This is a genomic window from Mycetocola sp. Y719 (assembly GCF_056713205.1).
Genome location: NZ_JBWYGY010000003.1, coordinates 66,142 through 85,987 on the forward strand (window position 1 = coordinate 66,142; position 19,846 = coordinate 85,987).

Here is a 19,846-nt window from a genome sequence, read left to right on the forward strand (position 1 = left end):
TCGCGATCGGCTGGGGAAGAGCAGCCCGGCCTCTCGGGTACTGCCAGCCCTTCCCGGTCTGTGACGGCCTAGGAGACCGACCTCCGCTGCCGGAGGGTGTCGGTGAAGACGGCGATGAGGATGACGATGCCGACCACGACGTTCTGCCACTCGGTCTGGATCGACATGATGCGCAGGCCGTTGATGAGCACGCTCATGATGAGGGCACCGATCACGGTGCCCATGATCGAGCCGCGTCCGCCGAGGAGCGAGGTACCGCCGATGATGACTGCCGCGATCGCCTGGAGTTCGTAGCCGACGCCGATCTGCGGCTGGGCAGAGTCGAGGCGGGCGGCGATGACGACGCCGGCGAAACCGGTGAAGACGCCGGCGACCGTGTAGACCACGATGAGCCACTTGCGGGTGTTGACACCGGAGAGGCGGGTGGCCTCTTCGTTGCTGCCGATGGCGAAGGTGTACCGGCCGAAGATGGTCTTGCTCAACAGCAGGTACGCGACGATGGCGAGGAGGAAGAGGATGAGCACCGCGTTGGGCAGCCCGGGGATGAGGGTACCGAGTGCGATGTTCTTGAAGCCCTCGACGCTGGAGAAGTAGATCGGACGGACGCCGGAGATGACCAGGGCGAGGCCCTGGGCGATGAGCATCATCGCGAGCGTCGCGATGAACGGCGGCAGCTTCAGGATCGCGATGTTCACACCGTTGATGACACCCATCAACGCACCGGTGAGGATCCCGCCGATCACCCCGACGATGAGCGGCAGCTGCATGTTCACGAGGAAGATGCCGGTCATCACCGCGGCGAGTGTCATGCCCGTTCCAATGGACAGGTCGATGCCGCCGGTGATGATCACGAATGTCGTGCCGAGCGCGAGGATGCCGATCACGGCCGTGGCCAGCAGGATGCTCGAGATGTTCGACCAGCTGAAGAAGTTGCTACTCGCGATCGAGAAGAAGATCACCAGCACGATGAGTGTGCCGAACGCCAGCGATTGCTGGAGCTTGGCGCGGAGGAAGGACATGGCCCCACCCGACTTCGCCGGAGCGGCGTCCGGTGCCTTCGGCGTCTGTTCGATGACAGGAGATGCGTTCATTGCTCTTACTCTTTCTCGTCGCCCATGTTGGTCGCATAGTCCATGATTTTCGCCTGGCTGGCGTCTTCGTTGTTGAGGATGCCGGTGATGCGTCCCCCGGCCATCACCACGATCCGGTGTGACAGCCGCAGCACCTCAGGAAGCTCGGAGGAGATCATGATGATCGATTTCCCCTGTGCGACGAGGTCATTGAGCAGCTTGTAGATCTCCTCCTTGGCACCGACGTCGATGCCGCGCGTCGGTTCGTCGAAGATGAGGATGTCGCAGTCCCTGGCCAGCCACTTGGCGATGACGACCTTCTGCTGGTTGCCACCGGACAGGTTCTTGGTGATCTGGTTGATCGACGGCGTCTTGATCCGGAGTGATTCGACGTACCCGCGGGACTTCTGCTTCCCCTTACCGGGGCGCATGAAGCCGAGCGGCCCGGTGTAGTCCTTCAGAGACGCGAGCAGGATGTTCGTGTTCACGTCGCGCTCGAGCAGGAGGCCGAGCGCCTTGCGGTCTTCGGAGAGGTAGCCGATTCCGTGCGCGACGGCATCCGCCGGCTGCGAGATCTTCACCTGCTTGCCCTGCACGGTGATCACCGACCCCTCCGAGGGGTCTGCTCCGATGATCGCGCGGGCCACCTCGGTGCGTCCTGCACCCATCAGGCCGGCGAAACCGAGGATCTCGCCACGGCGGAGTTCGAAGTTGATGTCCTTGAGCAGGTGCCTTGTGCCGAGAGTCTCGACCTTGAGCACGATGTCGTCGTGGGCGTGTTCGCGGGCTTCGGGGCGGGCGCCTTCTTCGATGTGACGGCCGACCATCATCTCGATGACTGTCGGGATGTCGATCTCGTTCTTGTCGAGGCTGCCGATGTAGCGCCCGTCGCGCAGCACGGTCACCCGGTCGGCGATGCGGCGCAGCTCCTCCATCCGGTGGGAGATGTAGATGATCCCCGTGCCGTGCTCCTTGAGGCCGGCGATGAGGGAGAACAGCGTCTCGGTCTCTGAGTCGGTCAGCGCCGACGTGGGCTCGTCCATGATCAGGACCTTGGCGTCGAACGAGAGCGCCTTGGCGATCTCCACCATCTGCTGGTGGGCGACGGTCAGTTCGCCGACGCTCTGGCGCGCTTTCAGGTGGATGCCCAACCGCTTGAGGAGTTCGTCGGTCTGCTTGTTGAGCTTGCGTTCGTTGACGAAGCCCATCGTGCGCGGTTCACGTCCGATGTAGATGTTCTGGGCGACCGTGAGGTGCGGCATCAGGTTCATCTCCTGGTGGATGATGCTGATACCGAGGTGCTGCGCCGTGCGCGGGCTGTCGATGTCGACCTCTTCGCCCTCGAGGACGATCGTGCCGGCATCCTTCGCGTAGATGCCCGAGAGGATCTTCATCAGGCTGGACTTGCCTGCGCCGTTCTCGCCGACGAGGGTGAGGACCTCACCGCGGTTCAGCTCGAACTGGACGTCCTGGAGTGCCTGCACGCCGGGGAAGCTCTTGCTGATCCCGCTGACCTTCAGCAATTGGGTAGTCACTCATTCACCTACTTCATCGGAGGATGGAACCTGAGGTTCCGGTCATGATGATCATGCCACGGAATTACTCAAAGATCCGACCAATTTAAGATTTCTCCTCGGCCGGACTACTAGTTGTACCCTAATGTATCTAATTCCGCAGCATCCGAATAGGGTGGATCCAAAACCGGCGTCCCGATCTGGGGCGCTTGTGAAGTGAAAGGACACGATCGTGCTCATTGGCGCACACGCTCTCGTCTTCACCGGCTCATTCGAGCAGGCGGGGTTGACCTTGGCTATCGAGAAGACTAAGCAGGCCGGCTTCGACTTGATCGAAATTCCCCTCATGGACCCGTTCGGCTTTGATCGGATGCTTGCGGCACGCCTGCTCAAGGAGAACGACCTCGCCGTGAGCGCATCGCTCGGCCTCAGCGAGGCCACCGACCTCACCAGCGACGACCCCGTCGTCGTGGCCGCAGGCGAACGGATGCTCGAGGAATGCATCGACATCGTGCACGCCATGGGAGGCACGAGACTCTGCGGCGTGATCTACAGCGCCATGAAGAAATACATGGAACCGGTCACTCCCTCCGGCCGGGCATCGAGTGCCGCTGCGCTCAAACGTCTGGCCTCCAGGGCGGAGGGCGTCGGTGTGCACCTGTCCCTCGAAGTCGTGAACCGCTACGAGACCAACGTGATCAACACGGGCAGGCAGGCGCTCGGGTTTCTCGACGAGGTCGGCCACTCCAACGTCTCGGTGCACCTCGACACGTATCACATGAACATCGAGGAGTCGGACCTCTACACCCCGGTGCTCGATGTCGACTCGCGCCTGGGGTACGTGCACATCGGCGAGAGCCACCGCGGCTACCTCGGCTCGGGCACCGTGGACTTCGGGTCGTTCTTCCGTGGCCTCGCCCGCGTCTCGTACGACGGACCCGTCGTATTCGAGTCGTTCTCGTCGGCGGTCGTCAATCAGGACCTCAGCAGGATGCTCGGAATCTGGCGCAACCTGTGGGACGACTCCGACGACCTCGCCGCGCACGCGAACCGCTTCATCCGTGACCAGTTGCGTGCGGTGGAGTCGATCAGTCTGCACTAGGCCTCCCCGCTGATCGAGTAGCGGGCGAGCGAAGCGAGGCCGCGTATCGAGATCGGCATCAAAACAGGAGATCGCACGGTTGTCAGGACTTTTCCCCCCGAACTGTCCTGCGAACCGTGTGATCTCCTGCTATCCGGGCGAGTGCATCACCATCGCACAGGGGCAGAGCCCCCACACAAGGATGCCTGCTGTCCTTGTCCCCGGCTCACCGACCGCGGTCGGGTTCGGGTCCTGGCTACAGCCCGTCGGCCACCGCGGCCGTCACCTGCAGCCACGCCTCACGTGTCTTCGGGTCGAGCAGGTCGACGTTGAGCGGGCCACCGCTCTGGAATCCCGGGTCGTACGGCACCTCGAGCACGACCCGGGTGAGGGCAGAGAAGTGGGCGTGCAGGCGCTGGGAGAGTTCCGGCTGCACGGTGTCCCCGGGTGACGACAGGATCGTGACGGCCTTGCCGACCTTGTCCTGGTGACCCTTCTGACGCAGTCCATCGAGCAGCCAGGCGGCACTGGCTGCTGTCTCCTCGTTGACGGTCGTGACGACCACGAGCTGGTCGGCAGCCTCGACGGCAGCCTCCCAGTTCGACGCCCTCATGTTGTTTCCGGTGTCGATGACGAGCACCCGGTAGAAGCGGCTCAACGTCGAATGAAGGCTCCTGAACGCGGCGGCGTCGATCGTCGACGATGCGGCGGCATCCTCGTCCGAAGCCAGCACATCGAACTGCGCATCACCCTGCGCGCGTACGTAACTGTCGAGGTAGCCGACCCTCGCCGACTTCACGTCGGCGAACCGGTCGAGGTCGCGGAGCAGGTCGACCGCTGTGTTCGAATGGCGCGACGGCTGTGCCCGCCAGCCGAGCGTGCCGCGGGTCTCGTTGTTGTCCCACGCCAGGGTGGACCCTCCTCGATGCGTGCCGAAGGTCGCGGCGAGCAGCAGCGTCGCCGTGGTCTTGTGCGCCCCACCCTTGGGATTGAGCACGACGATGGTGCGCGGGCCCTTGAGGCTCCGCTGCACCCGTTCGATCGCATCACGGTGCGCGCGCTCGGCCTTGCCGGGTTTCGGCGAGATGAGCCCGCCGGTGATGCGCGTGATGAGCCCTTGCCAGCCCTTCTTCGCCGGGCCGACGGATGCCGATGGCCGCGACTGCAGGAAATCGTCGAGGGTCGGCGCCGAGTCGTCGGCATCACCGGCCGCGACGGCGGGGGGCGAGAACGTCTGGAGGCCGGCTACGGGAAGGTCGGGAACCGGGGCCGCGTTCTCTGGAGCCGAGGTCGGTCCGGATTCGGTGGACCATTCCGCGCCGAGTGTCGGATCGGTTCCGGCGGTGTCCGCTGAGTCAGAGACCGGGAAGCCACCGGCGCCCTGGGGAGCCGGGTCGTTGAGTGGTTCGTCCCGGTCGTGGCCCTGGTGTGGCTGGTTGTCGGCGAATCCGAGCGCCGCTTCGAACGACTGGAACGTCGACCGTCTCGTCGGCGCCGAGACGAATCCGTCTGCGGGATCCGACGGGGTGAGGAGGTCGTCGAACCCGAATGGAGGTGGCGGGATCAGGGCAGGTTCCACCGACTGTGCCTGATTGTCGGGCCGGGACTCGTCGTCCGATTCAGGCTCCGAAGAATCGACGGGCACGGGGGTGTCGTCACCGAGCCGCCAGACGCCGCTCTCGGTGTCATCGCCGTCAGCGTCGTCGACCGGAGCGTCGTCGCTGCTGTCGCCCACGGAAGGATGACCGCCGCTGTCTCCCTGGTTCGCCTCAGGGCCGTGAGCGTCATCATCCGATGCCTGGTCGGCGCGATCGGGACCGTCGTCGCCTCCGTGGTTCTGGTCGGAGTCGTCATCGGAGTCGTCGTCGGCGCCGTGATCAAAACCGGCGTTCTCGGCGGAAGCCGGGTCCTCGCCGGAGTCGGCGTCTTCGTCGACCTCGCCCGCGGCATCCGAATCGTCATCATCCGAATCGTCATCGTCGGAGCCGTCATCGGCATGTGACACATGCGACCCATGAACGTCGCCGTCGCCCACTGCGGCATCCGCCAGGATGACGGGCCCGTCGGAGTCGACCGAGCCGTTGGGGTGGACGATCAGCGGGTAGATGCCGTCAAGGTCCGTCGTTGCGACCCGCACCGGGCGGTCGCGCTCGATAGCCACCTCGGTCACGCGGGCGATGATCGCCGCCCGCACGCCCTCGATGTCGTCGGCATGGACCTGCGACGTGTCGCCGTCGACGGACACTTCGCCCGTGCCGTCAGCACGGACAAGGGCAGTGATGTGTGGCTCATTCGACATGTCTGACACGTCTGGTCACCGTTTCTCTCCGTGGCCGGTTGGCGCCCTCCCGGCGTTTCCGCGACCATTTCACGAGTACCAGTATCGCGTGTGCCGCGTTCGGGGGCGCAATCCCCTTGCAATCAGGCGGATTCGTGTCCGACGAGTCCCTTACGCACGATCACGCAACCGTACGTGCGGGTCTCCCCCGTGCGGATGATCACATAGGCGTCTTCGGCGTCGTCGTAGAAGTCGAAACGGTCGACGAAACGCACATCGGATTCCGTGACACCTGCGGCCGTGAGCAGCTCCTTCTGCACGTCGAGCACTGTGCCGTCGGCGGAGGTCATCAGGTCGACGGCGGGGCTGTCGTCGAGCGGCAGCACGCTGCGCACCGCTTCGAGTACCTCAGGCGACGTGGTCCCCGGCAGCGTGACCAGCCGTTCGGCGAGCCGGGATGCCGGGAAGTGCGCGTCGACGATGATGACGGTGTCGGAGTGCCCCATCTCGTCCAGGTGCAACAGCAGTTCGCCGGTCAATAGGGGGTTGATGCCCTGCAGCATGTGGCTCGTTCCTCTCGATTGGTGATCGTGATCATCGGATGCCGTACACCCGGGCGGCGGTCCCGCCGAGGATGGCATCCTGCTCGGTTGTGCTGAGTTCGGCGATGAGCGCGCTCATGACCTCCCAGGTCGGCTGGTAGCCGCCGGCCGGGATCGTCATCGGCCAGTCGCCGCCGTGCATCAGCCGGTCTGGTCCGAACGCGTCGAGCGCCGGCTCGAACACCTCGCGAAGCGCGTCGACGGTGAACGGCTGGTCGGAGCGACGCAGCGACGACAGCTTGCCGACCGTGTTCGGGTGCGCCGCGAACCGGGTCATCCTCGCCTGCCAATCGGCGAAATCGTGGTGCCCGCGCGGCGGCTTCGCCAGGTGGTCGAGCACGAGGGTAAGTTCGGGCAGGTCGCCGGCCAGCCGGGCAGCCGCATCGAGGTGGCGCGGCCACGCGTCGTGCACGTCGAAGGCCAGCCCTCGCCTGGCGACCTCGGCCAGCGAAGCACGCACGTCGGGCAGGTCGAGGAATCCGTCACGCGGGTCGTCGTTGAGCAGATGCCGGACGCCACGGAATTTCGGATGCCGGGTCCACACGTCGAGGTCGCGGCGCGCAGCATCCGTCGAATCGAGCTGCACCCAGCCGACGACGCCGAGCACCCACTCGTGGGCGTCGGCCGTGTCGAGCATGAACTGCGTGTCGATGTGGGAGTCCTCGGCCTGGACGAGGATCGCACCGTCCATGCCCGCACGCCGGAGCTCGGGCTCGGCCTGCTCCGCGGACCAGCTGGCGTACAGCGGGCCGAATTGCGGTCCGAGCCAGCCGTACTCCGAAACGGTCAGGTCCCAGAGGTGCAGGTGCGCGTCGATGCGCAGCGGAGCGTTCATGCCGGGATGAGCCCTCTCTCGGTGAGCGTCGACCACAGGTCGTCAGGGATCGTCTCCATCATGCGCGCGGCGTTCTGGCGAAGCTGTTCGGGCTTGCTTCCGCCGACGACGATCGAGCGGACCGTGTCGTCGCGGAGCGTGTACTGCAGGGCAGCGGCCGGGAGTGAGACGCCGAACTCACGGCACACCCCGGCGATCGACTGCACCCGCGCGAGAACGGGTGCGGGAACACCGCCGTATTCGTACCTGGCGTCGGCGCCAGGGTTGTCCGTGGCGAGCAGCCCGGAGTTGAAGACGGACGCGTTGATGATCCCGACTCCGTTCACCCGGCAGGCTGGGATCACGTCGGCGAGTGCCGGCTGTTCTGCGAGGGTGTACCGGCCGGCGACCATGAGCAGGTCGAGTGCCCCGGTGTTGGCCGAGGCGAGCAGGGCGTCGGTGTCCATCGATCCGACGCCGATGGCACGCGTCATGCCCTGGTCGCGGAAGTGGGCGAGCGCCGGGACGGCTTCGTCGAGCCCGTCACGCAGGCTGTTCCGCTCGGGGTCGTGAAGATAGAGGATGTCGAACCGGTCGAGACCGGTGCGTTCGAGCGAATCCTCGACGCTGGACCGGATGCCGTCGGCCGAGAAGTCCCAGACCCGCCGCTTGTCGGCAGGGACGGCGAAGTCATTCTCCATATCGAGCTCCGCCGCGCCCTCCGGGTGGTCTTCGAGCAGCCGGCCGACCTTGGTCGAGACGACGAACTGGTCACGCGGCTTGGTGGCGAGGAACGCGCCGAGGCGCCGCTCGGACAGCCCGAGTCCGTAGTGTGGGGCGGTGTCGAAGTAGCGGATGCCGACATCCCACGCCGACTGCAGGATCTCCCACGCGTCGTCGTCGCTGAGCGCGCGGAACAGGTTGCCGACGTTGGCGGCGCCGTAGCCGAGCCTGGGCAGGTGCAGTTCGCTCATTTGCCGAAAGCGTACTCGGCCCGGCTGGCCGCGTGCATCTCCATACCGTTCCCTGGCGCGATCGGCGCCTGGTACGCCCCGTCCTTCATGTCGACCGGGGTGACGAAGTGCTCGTGCAGGTGGTCGACGAATTCGATGACACGGCCGTCGTGGGAACCGGAGACGGCGACGAAGTCGAACATCGACAGGTGTTGCACTGCCTCACACAGCCCGACTCCGCCGGCGTGCGGGCAGACCGGAACACCGAACTTCGCTGCGAGCAGCAGGATGGCGATGTTCTCGTTGACGCCGGCGACGCGGGAGGCGTCGATCTGGAGCACCTGGAGGGCGTCGGCCTGGAGGAACTGCTTGAACATGATCCGGTTCGCCATGTGCTCACCGGTGGCGACGGGAATCGGGGCGACACCGCGGGCGATGGCGGCGTGGGCGAGGATGTCATCAGGACTGGTGGGCTCTTCGATCCACGCGACGTCGAACTCCGCGAGCCGGGACATCCATTCGATCGCTTCGTCGACGCCCCAGCGCTGGTTCGCGTCCGTGCCGATGCGGATGCCGGGTCCGACGGTTTCGCGGGCCAGTCGCATCCGCCGGATGTCGTCGTCGACGTCGCCGCCGACCTTGAGCTTGATCATGCTGAATCCGTCGGCCACGGCTTCCTTCGCCAGGCGGACGAGTTTCTCGTCGCTGTACCCGAGCCAGCCGGGGGTGGTCGTGTATGCCGGGTATCCGGTGGACAGGAGTTCGGCTTCGCGTTCGGCTCGCCCTGGGACCGACGCGCGAAGGATCTCGAGCGCGTCATCGGGCGTGAGTGCGTCGGTGAGGTAGCGGAAGTCGACGAGTTCGACGATCTCCTCCGGGCTCATCCGTCCGAGCAATTGCCACAGCGGCAGGCCGGCACGTTTGGCCTTGAGATCCCAGAGTGCGTTCGCGACGGCGCCGATGGCCATGTGCATGACGCCCTTCTCCGGCCCGAGCCAGCGCAGCTGTGAGTCCCAGACGAACTCCCGCCACGTGGCGCCCATGTCGGCGAGCAACTCTTCGGCGTTGCGGCCGACGACGTGGCCGGCGAGCGCCTGGATGGCGGCGACCTGCACGTCGTTTCCGCGTCCGATGGTGAAGACGAAGCCGTGCCCTTCGAGACCGTCGTCGGCGTCAGTCAGGATCCGGACGTACGCCGCGGAGTAGTCGGGGTCGAGGTTCATGGCGTCGGAACCGTCGAGAGATGTCGACGTCGGGAAGCGGATGTCGCTGGTTTCCAGCGCGGTGATGGTGCTCACGGAAATGATCTCCTTGGTCGGCTTCCTCACCCTAAACATCCGATGTATAGAATGTCAATCACGAACACGTGTCGCTGATCTCGGCTCAGGCATCGGGATCCACGGCAGAATAGTTCAGACGTTCCACCGCCGGGGCTTCTCGATCGGGCGCGAACGCTGCACACCGAGACAGAGAGTTGCCGCATGAAATTCGCTCGATTGGGCCCAATCGGCTCTGAGACCCCCGTCGTTCTCCACGACGACTCGTATTTCGACATCTCGTCGATCACCAGCGACGTGGACGGCGCATTCCTCTCATCGGCCGGGGTCGAGCGCGTGAGTACCGCGGTCGCCGATGGGTCACTCCCCGAACTCGACGGAGCGGCTGATCTGCGAATCGGTGCGCCGATCGCGCGCCCGAGCGCCGTCATCTGCATCGGCATGAACTACGCGGCCCACGCCGCCGAGTCGGGGTCGGCGCCGCCCGAGATCCCGATCATGTTCATGAAGACCCCGAACACGGTCGTCGGCCCGAACGATTCGGTCCAGATCCCCCGTGGAAGTACGAAGACCGACTGGGAGGTCGAACTCGGCGTCGTGATCGGCAAGCGGGCGTCGTACCTGGACTCCCCCGATGAGGCGGGCGACTACATCGCGGGCTTCGTCACCGCCAACGATGTTTCGGAGCGCACGTTCCAGCTCGAGGTCTCGGGCGGCCAGTGGTCGAAGGGCAAGTGCGCGCCCGGCTTCAACCCCACAGGGCCATGGCTCGTCACACCGGATGAGGTCGACCACGGCAACCTGCGCCTGACGAGCTTCGTGAACGGCGACGCCAGGCAGGACTCGTCGACCGCGGATCTCATCTTCGGTGTCGACTATGTCATCTGGCACCTGAGTCAGTACCTGGCGCTGGAGCCAGGAGACCTCGTCCTCACCGGCACACCTGAGGGCGTCGCACTGTCCGGCCGGTTCCCGTATCTCGCAGACGGTGATGTCGTGGAGATCGAGATCGAGGGTCTCGGCCGCCAGAGGCAGCAATTCGTCGCGCACCCGGCCGACCGCGCATCCGCAGACCACTAGCTAGGAGCAACCCCATGCCAGAGTTCGACAACCTCGTCGCCGTCGTCACCGGTGGCGCTTCAGGGATCGGCGCCGCAATTGCGGCCCGACTCTCCGGGGCCGGAGCACAGGTCGCGGTGTTCGACCTCAACCCGGCCGATGCCGACCCGGTGCACTTCGCCGTCGAAGCCAACGTCGCCGATCGTGCCTCCGTCGACGCCGCCGTCGCCGCAGTCGTTGAGAAGTTCGGCCGAATCGACATCGTGGTCAACAACGCAGGCATCGGAGCCCAGGGCACTGTCGCCGACAACGATGACGCCGAGTGGGCGCGGGTGTTCAGCATCAACGTCACCGGCATCGCCCGGGTGTCGAGCGCGGCGCTGCCATGGTTGCGGAAGTCACCGTCAGCGGCGATCGTCAACACCTCGTCGATCGCTGCGACGGCCGGGCTCCCCGCCCGCGCGCTCTACAGCGCGTCGAAGGGCGCCGTGCTGGCACTCACCCGCGCGATGGCCGCCGATCACCTGCGCGAAGGCATCCGTGTCAATGCGGTCAACCCGGGAACCGCGGACACCCCGTGGATCGGACGTCTGCTGTCGAGCGCCGCCGATCCGGAGGCGGAGCGTGCCGCGCTCAACGCGCGCCAGCCGCACGGGCGCCTCGTTGCGGCGTCCGAGGTCGCCGACGCCGTCGCGTACCTGGCCAGCCCGCGCTCCGGCTCGACCACAGGCACCTCCATCGCGGTCGACGGCGGCATGCAGGAACTCCGCCTGCGCCCGGAGTAACCGGACACGCCGTCCGCCCGCGTTCCGCGCTGGGCGGACGGTCTGGCAATCGCGCCCCTGTCCCCGGCAGACTGGGACGATGACCTCACAACTGCAGAAAGCTGAACTGCTCAACCGTCTCCACGCACCGGGCGACCCCCTGATCGTCACGAACGTCTGGGACGCCATCAGCGCGAAGATCGTTTCCGAAGCGCCCGGCGTCACCGCCCTGGCGAGTGCGTCGCACTCCGTCTCCTTCGCCCACGGCGTCTCCGACAACGAAGGCCTCTCCGTCGACGAGGCGATTCGCGCCGCGCGGATCATCGCAGGCGCGGTCGACCTGCCTGTTTCGATCGACTTCGAGAAGGGCTACGCCGCGGATGCCGCCGGTGTCGGCGCCAACGTCCGTCGACTGATCGAGGAATCCGGTGCTGTGGGCATCAACATCGAGGACTCGCTCGCGTCGGCGACCGGCCCACAGCGCGACATCGACTCGTCGGTGGCCCGCGTGGCTGCCGCTCGCGGTGCCGGCGACGCCACAGGCATCCCGCTCGTCATCAACGCGCGCGTGGACACACTCGTGAGCGGTGGAACCTGGGATGACGCTGTCACGCGCGCCAACGCCTACCTCGACGCCGGTGCTGACGTCATCTTCTTCCTCGGTCTGAAGGACGAGGACCTCGTGAAGCGTGCCCTCGATGAGGTGAACGGCCGGATCTCGACCATCGGCGGTTTCGGCGGCATCCCGTTGCAGCGTCTCGCCGACCTCGGGATCTCGCGCGTCAGTTTCGGCCCGCAGACGATGGGCCTGGCCCTCGCCGCGCTGCAGCGCGCCGCGACGACGCTCACTGCATTGGGTGAGTTCCCTGAGGACCTGCGCTTCCCGTTCGACCTGTAGCCGGCCGTCGCTCGCGAGCGTGCAGCAGTAGTGCCCTCTCAGACACGCACGACGGACCCGCCCGCCCGTTTGCGGGAGACGGCGTCGACAGTGGCCGCCAGGATGAGAACGCCGCCGGTGACCGCGTAGTTCACGCCTGCGGGCAGGTTGAGCAGCCCGAGCCCGTTCGTGATCACGGCGATCACCAGGGCACCGATCGCCGCATGGAGGAGACGACCGCGCCCTCCGAAGAGACTGACGCCACCGACGACCGCCGCCGCGACACCGCTCAGGACGAGATCGCGACCGGCGGCGGCGTCCACTGAGCCCACCTTGCTGATCGAGAAGAGGCCGGCGACCACCGCGAGCGTCGAGCACACGATGAACGCCGTCCAGCGGACCATGACGACCTTGATGCCGGCTCGCCGCGCGGCCTCCGCGTTGCCACCGATCGCGTAGATATTGCGCCCGAATTTGGTGCGGTCGAGCACGAACGTTCCTGCCCACAGGATCACGAGCACGATCGGCACCACAATGGGCACGCCCTGGACAGCACGGATGGACTGCCCGCGATCCTGGTTCAGGATGAACACAACGGAGCCGCCGAGCAGGGCGATGACGCCGAGCTTGATCCAGACGAGCGCGATGGTGCGGTTCAGCACACCGGCGCGGGACCGGCGGGCCCGGTCCCAGAACGACGTTGCCGCCGACACCGCGAGAATGACGACAAGCATGGTCCAGCCCGCCCATGGCGGCATATTGCGGTTCTGGATGGCGAGGATTTCGGGGATCTGCACGCGATACAGGCCGCCGGCCCCGATGATCATCAGTTCAACACCCTGCAGACCGAGGAACAGGCCGAGGGTCACGACGAATGATGGAATACCGACCCTGGCCACGAAGAAACCGATGAACGTGCCGATGGCGATGCCCAACCCGAATGCGATCGCCAGCGCCAGGACCCAGTTCACGCCCTGCACGTTCACGAGCACGATGAAGAGACACATCGTGACACCGGCCGTGACACCGGCCGAGAGATCGATCTCACCGAGGAGGATGACGAAGACGAGCGCCATGCCGAGCATGACGAGCGTCGCGGCCTGGGTCATGAGGTTCGCGAAGTTGCGCTCGGTGAGAAAGACCGGGCTGAGTATCGAGAACAGGATGCTCAGGACGATGAAACCGCCGACCGCGGGGAGCGCACCCATTTCGCCGCCGCGCACACGCTGGGCCCAGGCACGCACCTGGTCGGCGACGCCGCCCTCCTGGCCGCTCCCGATCTGGTGGCTCTGGTCCGGAACCGGCATGGACCCTGAGTCTGGGACCTTCTGCTGCACGCTCATGGCGTCACTCCTGCCGGGATCTTCGTTCCGGTGATGTAGCCGACGACCTCGTCGCTCGTCGTGTCCTTCGTCTCGATGGATGCGACCATCTGACCGAGGTACAGCACGTTGATATGGTCCGCGACGGCGAACACGTCGACGAGGTTGTGGCTGATGATGATGACGGCGACGCCCTGCTCAGCCAGTCGCCTGACGAGGTTGAGAACCTGCTCCGTCTGCGCGACGCCGAGGGCGGCTGTCGGTTCATCGAGGATGACCACACGCGCCTTCTTCAGTACGGCGCGGGCGATGGCGACAGTTTGTCGTTGCCCTCCGGAGAGGGACAACACCTTCTGCCGCACCGACGTGACGGTGCGCACCGACAACGAGCGGAGGGTGTCTGACGCGTCGCGCTCCATGCGGCCTTCGTCGAAGGTGCCGAACTGTGTCTCCTCACGACCGAGGAACATGTTCTGCACGATGTCGAGGTTGTCGCAGAGTGCGAGGTCCTGATAGACGACCTCGATCCCCAGGCGCGCGGCATCCCGCGGCGTGTGAAGGGTGACTTCTTCGCCGTCGAACGTCACGGTTCCTTCATCGTACGGTTGCACGCCGGCGAGGCCCTTGATGAGCGTCGATTTGCCGGCACCGTTGTCTCCGACGAGTGCGGTCACCTTGCCGGCGTACGCTTTCAAGCCGACGCCCTTGAGGACGCTGACAGGTCCGAAGCTTTTGACCACTCCGGAGAGTTCGATGAGCGGCACGTCCATGTCCGGCTCCCTTTCACACGACATTGTCCCCGCTCGGTGTGCACGCGGTCACGAGCACTGAGCGAGGGGTGGAGTGAGGTCCGGGCCGGCCGGATGGCACAGCCCGGACCCCATCCGGATGGTTACCCGCTGACGCCGTACTTCTCACACGCGGCTGCGACTTCGCCCGCGCAGAGCTCGGTGGCATCGGCGTCGCCTGCGTCGACGACAGTGACGACTTCCTCAGGCCCGACGAGGATCGGGGTGACCGCGATATACGGTGTTCCGTCCTCGAGTTTCTGGTCAGCCTCCGGAGTCTCGCCCTCGAGGAGCTTGCCCGCCAGGTCGATCGCCGCGTCGGCCTCGAGTTTGATCGGCTTGTAGACCGTGGCGGTCTGCTTTCCGAGCAGGACGTTCTGCAGGCCGGCTACCGAGGCATCCTGCCCGGAGACCGGAACCGTGAGGCCGTTCTTGTCGAGGATGGTGATGACGCCAGCCGCGTTGGTGTCGTTGGCGGCCCAGACGGCGTCAACCTTGCCTCCGAGCGAGGTGAGAGCCTGTTCGAAGTTGGTCGCCGACTTGTCACCGTCCCAGATGCCCGGTGGTTCAGCCGCCGGCGTGATGCCCGCAGCTTCCATGACCTCAGCGGCGCCGTCGTGGAACATCTTGGCGTTTCCGTCTGAAGGATCGCCACCCATGTAGACGACCACGGCGCTGGCCGGGTCCTTGCCAGCGGCTTCGAGCCCGTCAAGGACCGACTGGCCCTCGAGGCGCCCGACTTCGACGTTGTCGAATGACACGTAGTAGTCGGCACCAGCGATCGGGCGGTCATACGCGATGACCGGGATGCCTTCTGCCTTGGCCTTCTCGGCGACGGCGCCACCCGCACCGTTGTAGTCGACGAGCAGCATCACTCCGCAGCCCTTGGTGAGTTGCTGATCGGCGATGGTGGCGTACTTGTTGGTGTCGCCCTGGGCGTTCTGGATGTCGACCTCGTATCCGGCGGCTTCGAGTCCGTCCTGGAGATATGGTCTGTCGTTGTTTTCCCAGCGTGGAGAGGACGAAGCATCGGGGAGAATCACACAGGCACGCGTCGCTTCCGCGTCGCTCCCGCCGTCTCCACCCCCGTTGCCGCCGCCGCCACCGGAAGAACAACCTGCCAGCAGCAGCGCCGAGATCCCGGCGAGTGCGGCAGCGGAGACAAATGAAGAATTCTTCACGTCTCTACCCTTCTGTGAGGTGAGGTGAACCCCTCCTGGTGCCCCGTCGTCGTTGGCGGCCGCTTCTCGATGATGACAGATCCTCACCTTTCTGGGTAGAGGCGTCTGGTAACGGAATCACTGCGATGAGAGCGCTCCACCTGGCCAGCGCCGTTTGCTCATCGCCTCCGATCGGGGGTTGGGCTAACGGATCCGCTTGCCTTCGTTGTGCTCATTGAGCACCCAGGTCGCACCCTCGTCTTCAGACACGAAGCTCTCCCAGATGTACGAGGCGTCCGTGATCTTCGAGAAGTTCCAGCGGATCAGCAGCCCGTCGTTGCGGGTTCCGTCCTGGCGGATGCCGTCACGCTTGTGAGCGGTGGCCACCAGGTGGGCGTACTCCCCGCGCTGCGGTTCGAAGTAGCTGACCCGCCATGCGCCCATGTCGCGGTCATAGACGCGCACGGCCGTGCCGATCGCGTCGTAGCCGCCGTCCTCACGGGGATGCAGCGCGACATCCTGAACGGCTTTGCCGTCGAGGATGAACGACATGATCCAGAGAAAGTCGGACTCGTGCCAGTGGCCGGTCGTCTCGTCGAGACGGCGGGAATGCACCGCCCAGCTGCCGACCATGCGGCCGAACCGGGACATGCGGGTGGGGTACTGCGTTGTTGCGGCATCCGAGATGAGGGCATCGGCGAAAGGGAGGTCGGCGGGGTCACTCATGGCGGTGGCCTTTCTTCTAGCTGCCGGGACTTCCGACGTCGACGACGCCGACGTCTGTGCGGTGGAAGTTCTGGAACGACCGAGATGCCGTCGGGCCGCGTTGCCCCTGGTACCTGGAGCTGTATTCGGCCGATCCGTACGGCTTCTCTGCCGCCGAGCTCAACTGGAAGAAACAGAGCTGGCCGATCTTCATGCCCGGCCAGAGCTTGATGGGGAGCGTCGCGACGTTGCTGAGCTCCAGGGTGACGTGTCCGCTGAAACCGGGGTCGATGAACCCGGCGGTCGAGTGCGTGAGCAGACCGAGCCGGCCGAGCGAGCTCTTGCCCTCGAGCCGAGCCGCGATGTCGTCTGGCAGGGTGATCTGCTCGTAGGTCGAGCCGAGCACGAACTCGCCCGGGTGCAGGATGAATGCCTCGTCCGGCCGGGTCTCGATCAGGTGGGTGAGCTCTGGCTGGTCTTCGGCCGGGTCGATGTATGGGTACTTGTGGTTGTCGAACAGACGGAAGTACCTGTCGAGGCGCACGTCGACACTCGAGGGCTGGACCATCTCGGTGTGCGACGGTTCGAGACCGATGCGCCCGGATGCCAGCTCAGATTTGATATCGCGATCGGAGAGAAGCACGGGGTCAGTTTATCGGGGAAGGCCTTGCTAAGATTGCGAAAGTCGCTCGGTGACTTTGATCTCCGGGTGTCGCGCGGATGTAGTTCAATGGCAGAACTTCAGCTTCCCAAGCTGATAGCGCGGGTTCGATTCCCGTCATCCGCTCTCTTCAGCCCTCGGTTCGGCCTGTGGGGCCGCGCGCGCAGCCACTGCAGTTTTCCACGCCAGATGAGACCTTTCGCACGCGACGTGAGAGTTACCGGGTGGGCGGCCCCAATTCCGCCACCGGACGAATCCGGTGGCGGAACGCTCAGTCCACCGGAAGGAACGTGGTGGAAATGACCCAGTCCGACGCCTTGTGCGCGACTTCGTTCGCGAATCCCATCGAGAAACGAACGTGGATCCCGAGCCAGACTCGTGCGTTCATCGCATCCTGGTCCCAGGCATCGGTGCTGTCGTAGTGCCTCGTCGTCGTCCCGTCCACCAGGGCGGGTATGTCGATGTCGAGAGTATTCTCGCCGAACAGGTAGCCGAAGACGTTGGTGGTCGAGCCGGTCACGCAGGCGTGCCCACTTGCATAGTCGGAGTAGGGCGGAGTCTGAACCATAGGCGTCCACGTTGGGTCAGCCACGGTTGCATCGTTGCCGTCTGTGTCCGCCTCGCGGATCGCAGTGATCGGGCGCCAGGTGGGAACGTCGAATTTCGCGCGCCAGCACGTGATCAATGCGTCGGCGTTCGACGTTCCCAGCAGCGCGAACGCTCGTGCGCTGTCGACGATGTTCAGCCCCCGTCGTGTCACAGCGTCGCGCAGGGCCGCGTGATACTGCGGTACCGGGTTGGCGCTGAAGAACCGGGCGATCTCTGTCTGCACGTCGTTCCGCGCTGAACCGGTCAGTGAACCGTATGCTTTCACCTCGGCGAAGTCCGCAGCGTACGCCTCGCTGTCGAGCGGGTACGGCGTGGGGAGGTCGAATTGCGTGGCCGACTCGAGCGCCAGCGGGCGCACGAAGCCCAACCACGGAACCGCGAAAGGCAGGAAGCCATCCGGGGTGGGACGCCAGATTCCAGGGGCGGGTTCGACATCGAACGTGATCGGTGCATTGAGCCCGTCCCCGTACCGCGAACGGATGAGGGATACCGCGGCTGACGCTCCAGCCACGATCCCGCGAGCGAGCGCCTTGTTCTTTGGCATCTCGGACAGTGTCTTCAGATAGTCGGCGCGGAGTGCCCGTGCTGAACTGGGGAAGTAATAGCGGAGCACGCCGTATGCCGCTGTTGCGGCCGCCGCCTCGACCGAGGCGTGGCGATGAGCCCGTCGCTGTGGGTTGTACGGCTCGTATCCGCCCTTGATCGCCACGACAGCGTCGTACACGGCGATGGAGATGTAGCCGAAATAGAGGTTGGATGACGGGGCAGGAGTTGCGTTCTCCGTGAAGATGGTGCGGGCGGCGATCGCGTCCCATTGAGTGATGACCGCCGCGTCGGCCACGGCCGGAGGTTTCGCCTCGGCCGGTGTGTCGAAAGTAACGGGGGTCAGGACACCGACGGTCGCGACGGTCGCGAGGATCAGAACCCGTAAAGACTTGAGAAACATGGTGAACCTCCAACGGTTTGTGGAGGGCTTGCACGTGAAGAGGGTGCGCTCGATTCGGGAACGGTGCAGGCTTTTGACGAACAAGCTCTGCTGCAGCCGAGTATGGCCCGTCCGTTCCGGTGCCGCAAGGAGTCCGCCGGGAAAATTCGGGGCGGGCGGGCGGTGGCTTCAGTCGTAACGAGAGAGGATGTCACCGGTAGCGAGAAAGACCCTTCCTCTCATCCGGAGTACGAAAACGAGGGCTATCTCAATAGATTGCGGACTGACACCGATGACCAGTACACCTTCGGAACGGATCGTTCTCGACTTCATGCGCGCCTTCCACGAACAGGATCGCTCGGCGGCAGAAGCGCTTATGAGCGACGACTTCGTGTTCACGAGTCCCCAGGACGATCACATCGACAAAGCCGCCTGGCTCGAACGGTGCTTCCCCTCGGCCGATCACTTCGACAGCCCCGGTTCCACGCTGGAGATCGTGGAAGTGGACGGGATCGTGTTGCACAGGTACGAGTACGCCGTGGAGGGTGTCCGCTACCGGAACGCCGAGGCACTTCGCGTGGAAGACGGCCTGGTCCGAGAAGTCGAGGTCTACTTCGGCGGTCGCGTCTGAGCGGAACGTCTGCGGACCACGCCCCAGGCGCCGACGATCATGGCGATCCCCGCCGCGGCCGTCGTCGCGGCGATGACGGTCTCCGTCCATGGAGTCGTATCGTGCGATCCTCCAGCGAACAGCGGCGCGATGAAGAACGCGGCCAGAAGATAGCCCAGCCACGTTGACCCGATCAGGAAAGCGCACGTCGCTATTGCAGCGCGCGAGCTATGCCATGTCACACCCAGGGCGATCAGCCCCAGGAACGCGATCCAGCCCACCGCGCCGGTGTGCTGCAGCGGCGACGGAGTACCGGTGAGGCCTGAAATGAGCGCATGCGCTCCGTCGATTCCGAGCGCGCCGGCGACGAGGACGGCGAGCACGATCTCAACGATGGCAAGAACCACGCCATAACGCGTTCGGGGCTGCCTCATCGCTGCGACTCCGAGAGGAAGAACCAGCACACCGATCGCTGTGAGCAGCAGGCCGACGCCATAGAGCTGCGCGGCGGTCCCGATCGGCTCCCATGGATCGTAAGGATAGGAATAGTCGTAGAGGTGGTCCTCGGCTGAACGATCGTCGCCCGTCCGCGAGCCTCGGAACACGAGCCATCGCTGAAGCGAGGCCGTCAGTTGCAGGGCCGCTGCACCGAGGAACAGCACAGCCACGGTGAGCGCTCCGATGACCGATGCCCACGGGATGCGGCGCGTCTGCGCGCTGAGATCGGGAACCTCGGTGGCCGTCATGCGCTCACCCTAGCGGGAGCGCCGAGCAGCC

19 protein-coding genes and 1 tRNA gene are annotated in these 19,846 nt (G+C 65.3%); 6 read left to right on the plus strand and 14 right to left on the minus strand.

All coding sequences use genetic code 11. The features are described from left to right. Positions 1 to 68: 68 nt before the first annotated feature. Both AC1M0F_RS12185 and AC1M0F_RS12190 read right to left on the minus strand, forming a co-directional pair. Positions 69 to 1,091: an ABC transporter permease gene (locus AC1M0F_RS12185; protein WP_480238523.1), complete on the minus strand. Its 1,023-nt coding sequence runs from the start codon at positions 1,089 to 1,091 to the stop codon at positions 69 to 71. A 5-nt stretch (positions 1,092 to 1,096) separates the two neighbouring features. Then, positions 1,097 to 2,605 carry a sugar ABC transporter ATP-binding protein gene (locus AC1M0F_RS12190; RefSeq protein WP_480238524.1) on the minus strand — a complete coding sequence of 503 codons (1,509 nt, stop codon included), beginning with the start codon at positions 2,603 to 2,605 and terminating at the stop codon, positions 1,097 to 1,099. A gap of 211 nt (positions 2,606 to 2,816) precedes the next feature. Between AC1M0F_RS12190 and AC1M0F_RS12195 the strand changes: the two genes are divergently transcribed. Then, positions 2,817 to 3,686 carry a sugar phosphate isomerase/epimerase family protein gene (locus AC1M0F_RS12195; RefSeq protein WP_480238525.1) on the plus strand — a complete coding sequence of 290 codons (870 nt, stop codon included), beginning with the start codon at positions 2,817 to 2,819 and terminating at the stop codon, positions 3,684 to 3,686. A 235-nt stretch (positions 3,687 to 3,921) separates the two neighbouring features. Here the strand turns inward: AC1M0F_RS12195 and AC1M0F_RS12200 are convergent, their stop codons facing one another. The 5 genes from AC1M0F_RS12200 to AC1M0F_RS12220 all read right to left on the minus strand — a co-directional run bounded on the left by AC1M0F_RS12200 (position 3,922) and on the right by AC1M0F_RS12220 (position 9,610). Then, positions 3,922 to 5,964: a MinD/ParA family ATP-binding protein gene (locus AC1M0F_RS12200; RefSeq protein ID WP_480238526.1), complete on the minus strand. Its 2,043-nt coding sequence runs from the start codon at positions 5,962 to 5,964 to the stop codon at positions 3,922 to 3,924. A gap of 122 nt (positions 5,965 to 6,086) precedes the next feature. Continuing rightward, the gene (locus AC1M0F_RS12205) at positions 6,087 to 6,506 is read right to left on the minus strand and encodes an RbsD/FucU family protein (RefSeq protein ID WP_480238527.1); all 420 of its coding nucleotides are present in this window, start codon (positions 6,504 to 6,506) and stop codon (positions 6,087 to 6,089) included. Positions 6,507 to 6,537: 31 nt separating this feature from the next. Then, positions 6,538 to 7,380, minus strand: coding sequence for an amidohydrolase family protein (locus tag AC1M0F_RS12210; protein WP_480238528.1), 843 nt, complete (start codon positions 7,378 to 7,380; stop codon positions 6,538 to 6,540). Further along, positions 7,377 to 8,333 carry an aldo/keto reductase gene (locus AC1M0F_RS12215; RefSeq protein ID WP_480238529.1) on the minus strand — a complete coding sequence of 319 codons (957 nt, stop codon included), beginning with the start codon at positions 8,331 to 8,333 and terminating at the stop codon, positions 7,377 to 7,379. Before AC1M0F_RS12215 ends, AC1M0F_RS12210 begins: the two co-directional genes overlap by 4 nt. After that, on the minus strand, positions 8,330 to 9,610 hold the full coding sequence (locus tag AC1M0F_RS12220; protein ID WP_480238530.1) for an L-fuconate dehydratase: 1,281 nt from the start codon (positions 9,608 to 9,610) through the stop codon (positions 8,330 to 8,332). The genes AC1M0F_RS12215 and AC1M0F_RS12220 overlap by 4 nt, the downstream gene beginning before the upstream one ends. Positions 9,611 to 9,793: 183 nt before the next feature. Between AC1M0F_RS12220 and AC1M0F_RS12225 the strand changes: the two genes are divergently transcribed. The 3 genes from AC1M0F_RS12225 (at position 9,794) to AC1M0F_RS12235 (ending at position 12,310) form a co-directional block, all read left to right on the plus strand. Beyond that, the gene (locus tag AC1M0F_RS12225; RefSeq protein WP_480238531.1) at positions 9,794 to 10,669 is read left to right on the plus strand and encodes a fumarylacetoacetate hydrolase family protein; all 876 of its coding nucleotides are present in this window, start codon (positions 9,794 to 9,796) and stop codon (positions 10,667 to 10,669) included. A 14-nt stretch (positions 10,670 to 10,683) separates the two neighbouring features. Next, positions 10,684 to 11,433 (plus strand): SDR family NAD(P)-dependent oxidoreductase, encoded by a 750-nt coding sequence (locus AC1M0F_RS12230; protein WP_480238532.1) that lies wholly within the window; start codon positions 10,684 to 10,686, stop codon positions 11,431 to 11,433. 79 nt (positions 11,434 to 11,512) lie between these two features. Further along, on the plus strand, positions 11,513 to 12,310 hold the full coding sequence (locus AC1M0F_RS12235; protein ID WP_480238533.1) for an isocitrate lyase/PEP mutase family protein: 798 nt from the start codon (positions 11,513 to 11,515) through the stop codon (positions 12,308 to 12,310). A 38-nt stretch (positions 12,311 to 12,348) separates the two neighbouring features. On the opposite strand, the gene AC1M0F_RS12240 is transcribed toward AC1M0F_RS12235, so the two are convergent. From AC1M0F_RS12240 to dcd, 5 genes are all read right to left on the minus strand, one after another. Then, entirely contained in the window at positions 12,349 to 13,632 is a 1,284-nt protein-coding gene (locus AC1M0F_RS12240) for a sugar ABC transporter permease (protein ID WP_480238534.1), read from the minus strand. Then, positions 13,629 to 14,381, minus strand: coding sequence for an ATP-binding cassette domain-containing protein (locus tag AC1M0F_RS12245; protein ID WP_480238535.1), 753 nt, complete (start codon positions 14,379 to 14,381; stop codon positions 13,629 to 13,631). Before AC1M0F_RS12245 ends, AC1M0F_RS12240 begins: the two co-directional genes overlap by 4 nt. Before the next feature lie 122 nt (positions 14,382 to 14,503). Beyond that, positions 14,504 to 15,580, minus strand: coding sequence for a sugar ABC transporter substrate-binding protein (locus AC1M0F_RS12250; RefSeq protein ID WP_480238536.1), 1,077 nt, complete (start codon positions 15,578 to 15,580; stop codon positions 14,504 to 14,506). A gap of 183 nt (positions 15,581 to 15,763) precedes the next feature. Next, a complete protein-coding gene (locus AC1M0F_RS12255; RefSeq protein ID WP_480238537.1) occupies positions 15,764 to 16,285 on the minus strand; it encodes a hypothetical protein in 522 nt (173 codons plus the stop codon). A 16-nt stretch (positions 16,286 to 16,301) separates the two neighbouring features. Further along, a complete protein-coding gene (dcd, locus tag AC1M0F_RS12260) occupies positions 16,302 to 16,907 on the minus strand; it encodes a dCTP deaminase (RefSeq protein ID WP_480238538.1) in 606 nt (201 codons plus the stop codon). 73 nt (positions 16,908 to 16,980) lie between these two features. On the opposite strand from dcd, the gene AC1M0F_RS12265 reads away from it, so the two are divergent. Beyond that, a tRNA-Gly gene (locus AC1M0F_RS12265) sits at positions 16,981 to 17,051 on the plus strand. Between the two features lie 145 nt (positions 17,052 to 17,196). Here AC1M0F_RS12265 and AC1M0F_RS12270 read toward each other — a convergent pair. Next, complete coding sequence (locus AC1M0F_RS12270; RefSeq protein ID WP_480238539.1) at positions 17,197 to 18,480, minus strand: vanadium-dependent haloperoxidase; 1,284 nt, start codon at positions 18,478 to 18,480, stop codon at positions 17,197 to 17,199. Between the two features lie 271 nt (positions 18,481 to 18,751). Between AC1M0F_RS12270 and AC1M0F_RS12275 the strand changes: the two genes are divergently transcribed. Beyond that, entirely contained in the window at positions 18,752 to 19,090 is a 339-nt protein-coding gene (locus tag AC1M0F_RS12275; protein ID WP_480238540.1) for a nuclear transport factor 2 family protein, read from the plus strand. Here the strand turns inward: AC1M0F_RS12275 and AC1M0F_RS12280 are convergent. After that, positions 19,069 to 19,815, minus strand: a complete 747-nt coding sequence (locus AC1M0F_RS12280; protein ID WP_480238541.1) for a hypothetical protein — start codon at positions 19,813 to 19,815, stop codon at positions 19,069 to 19,071. The genes AC1M0F_RS12275 and AC1M0F_RS12280 overlap by 22 nt on opposite strands. Positions 19,816 to 19,846 lie beyond the last annotated feature (31 nt).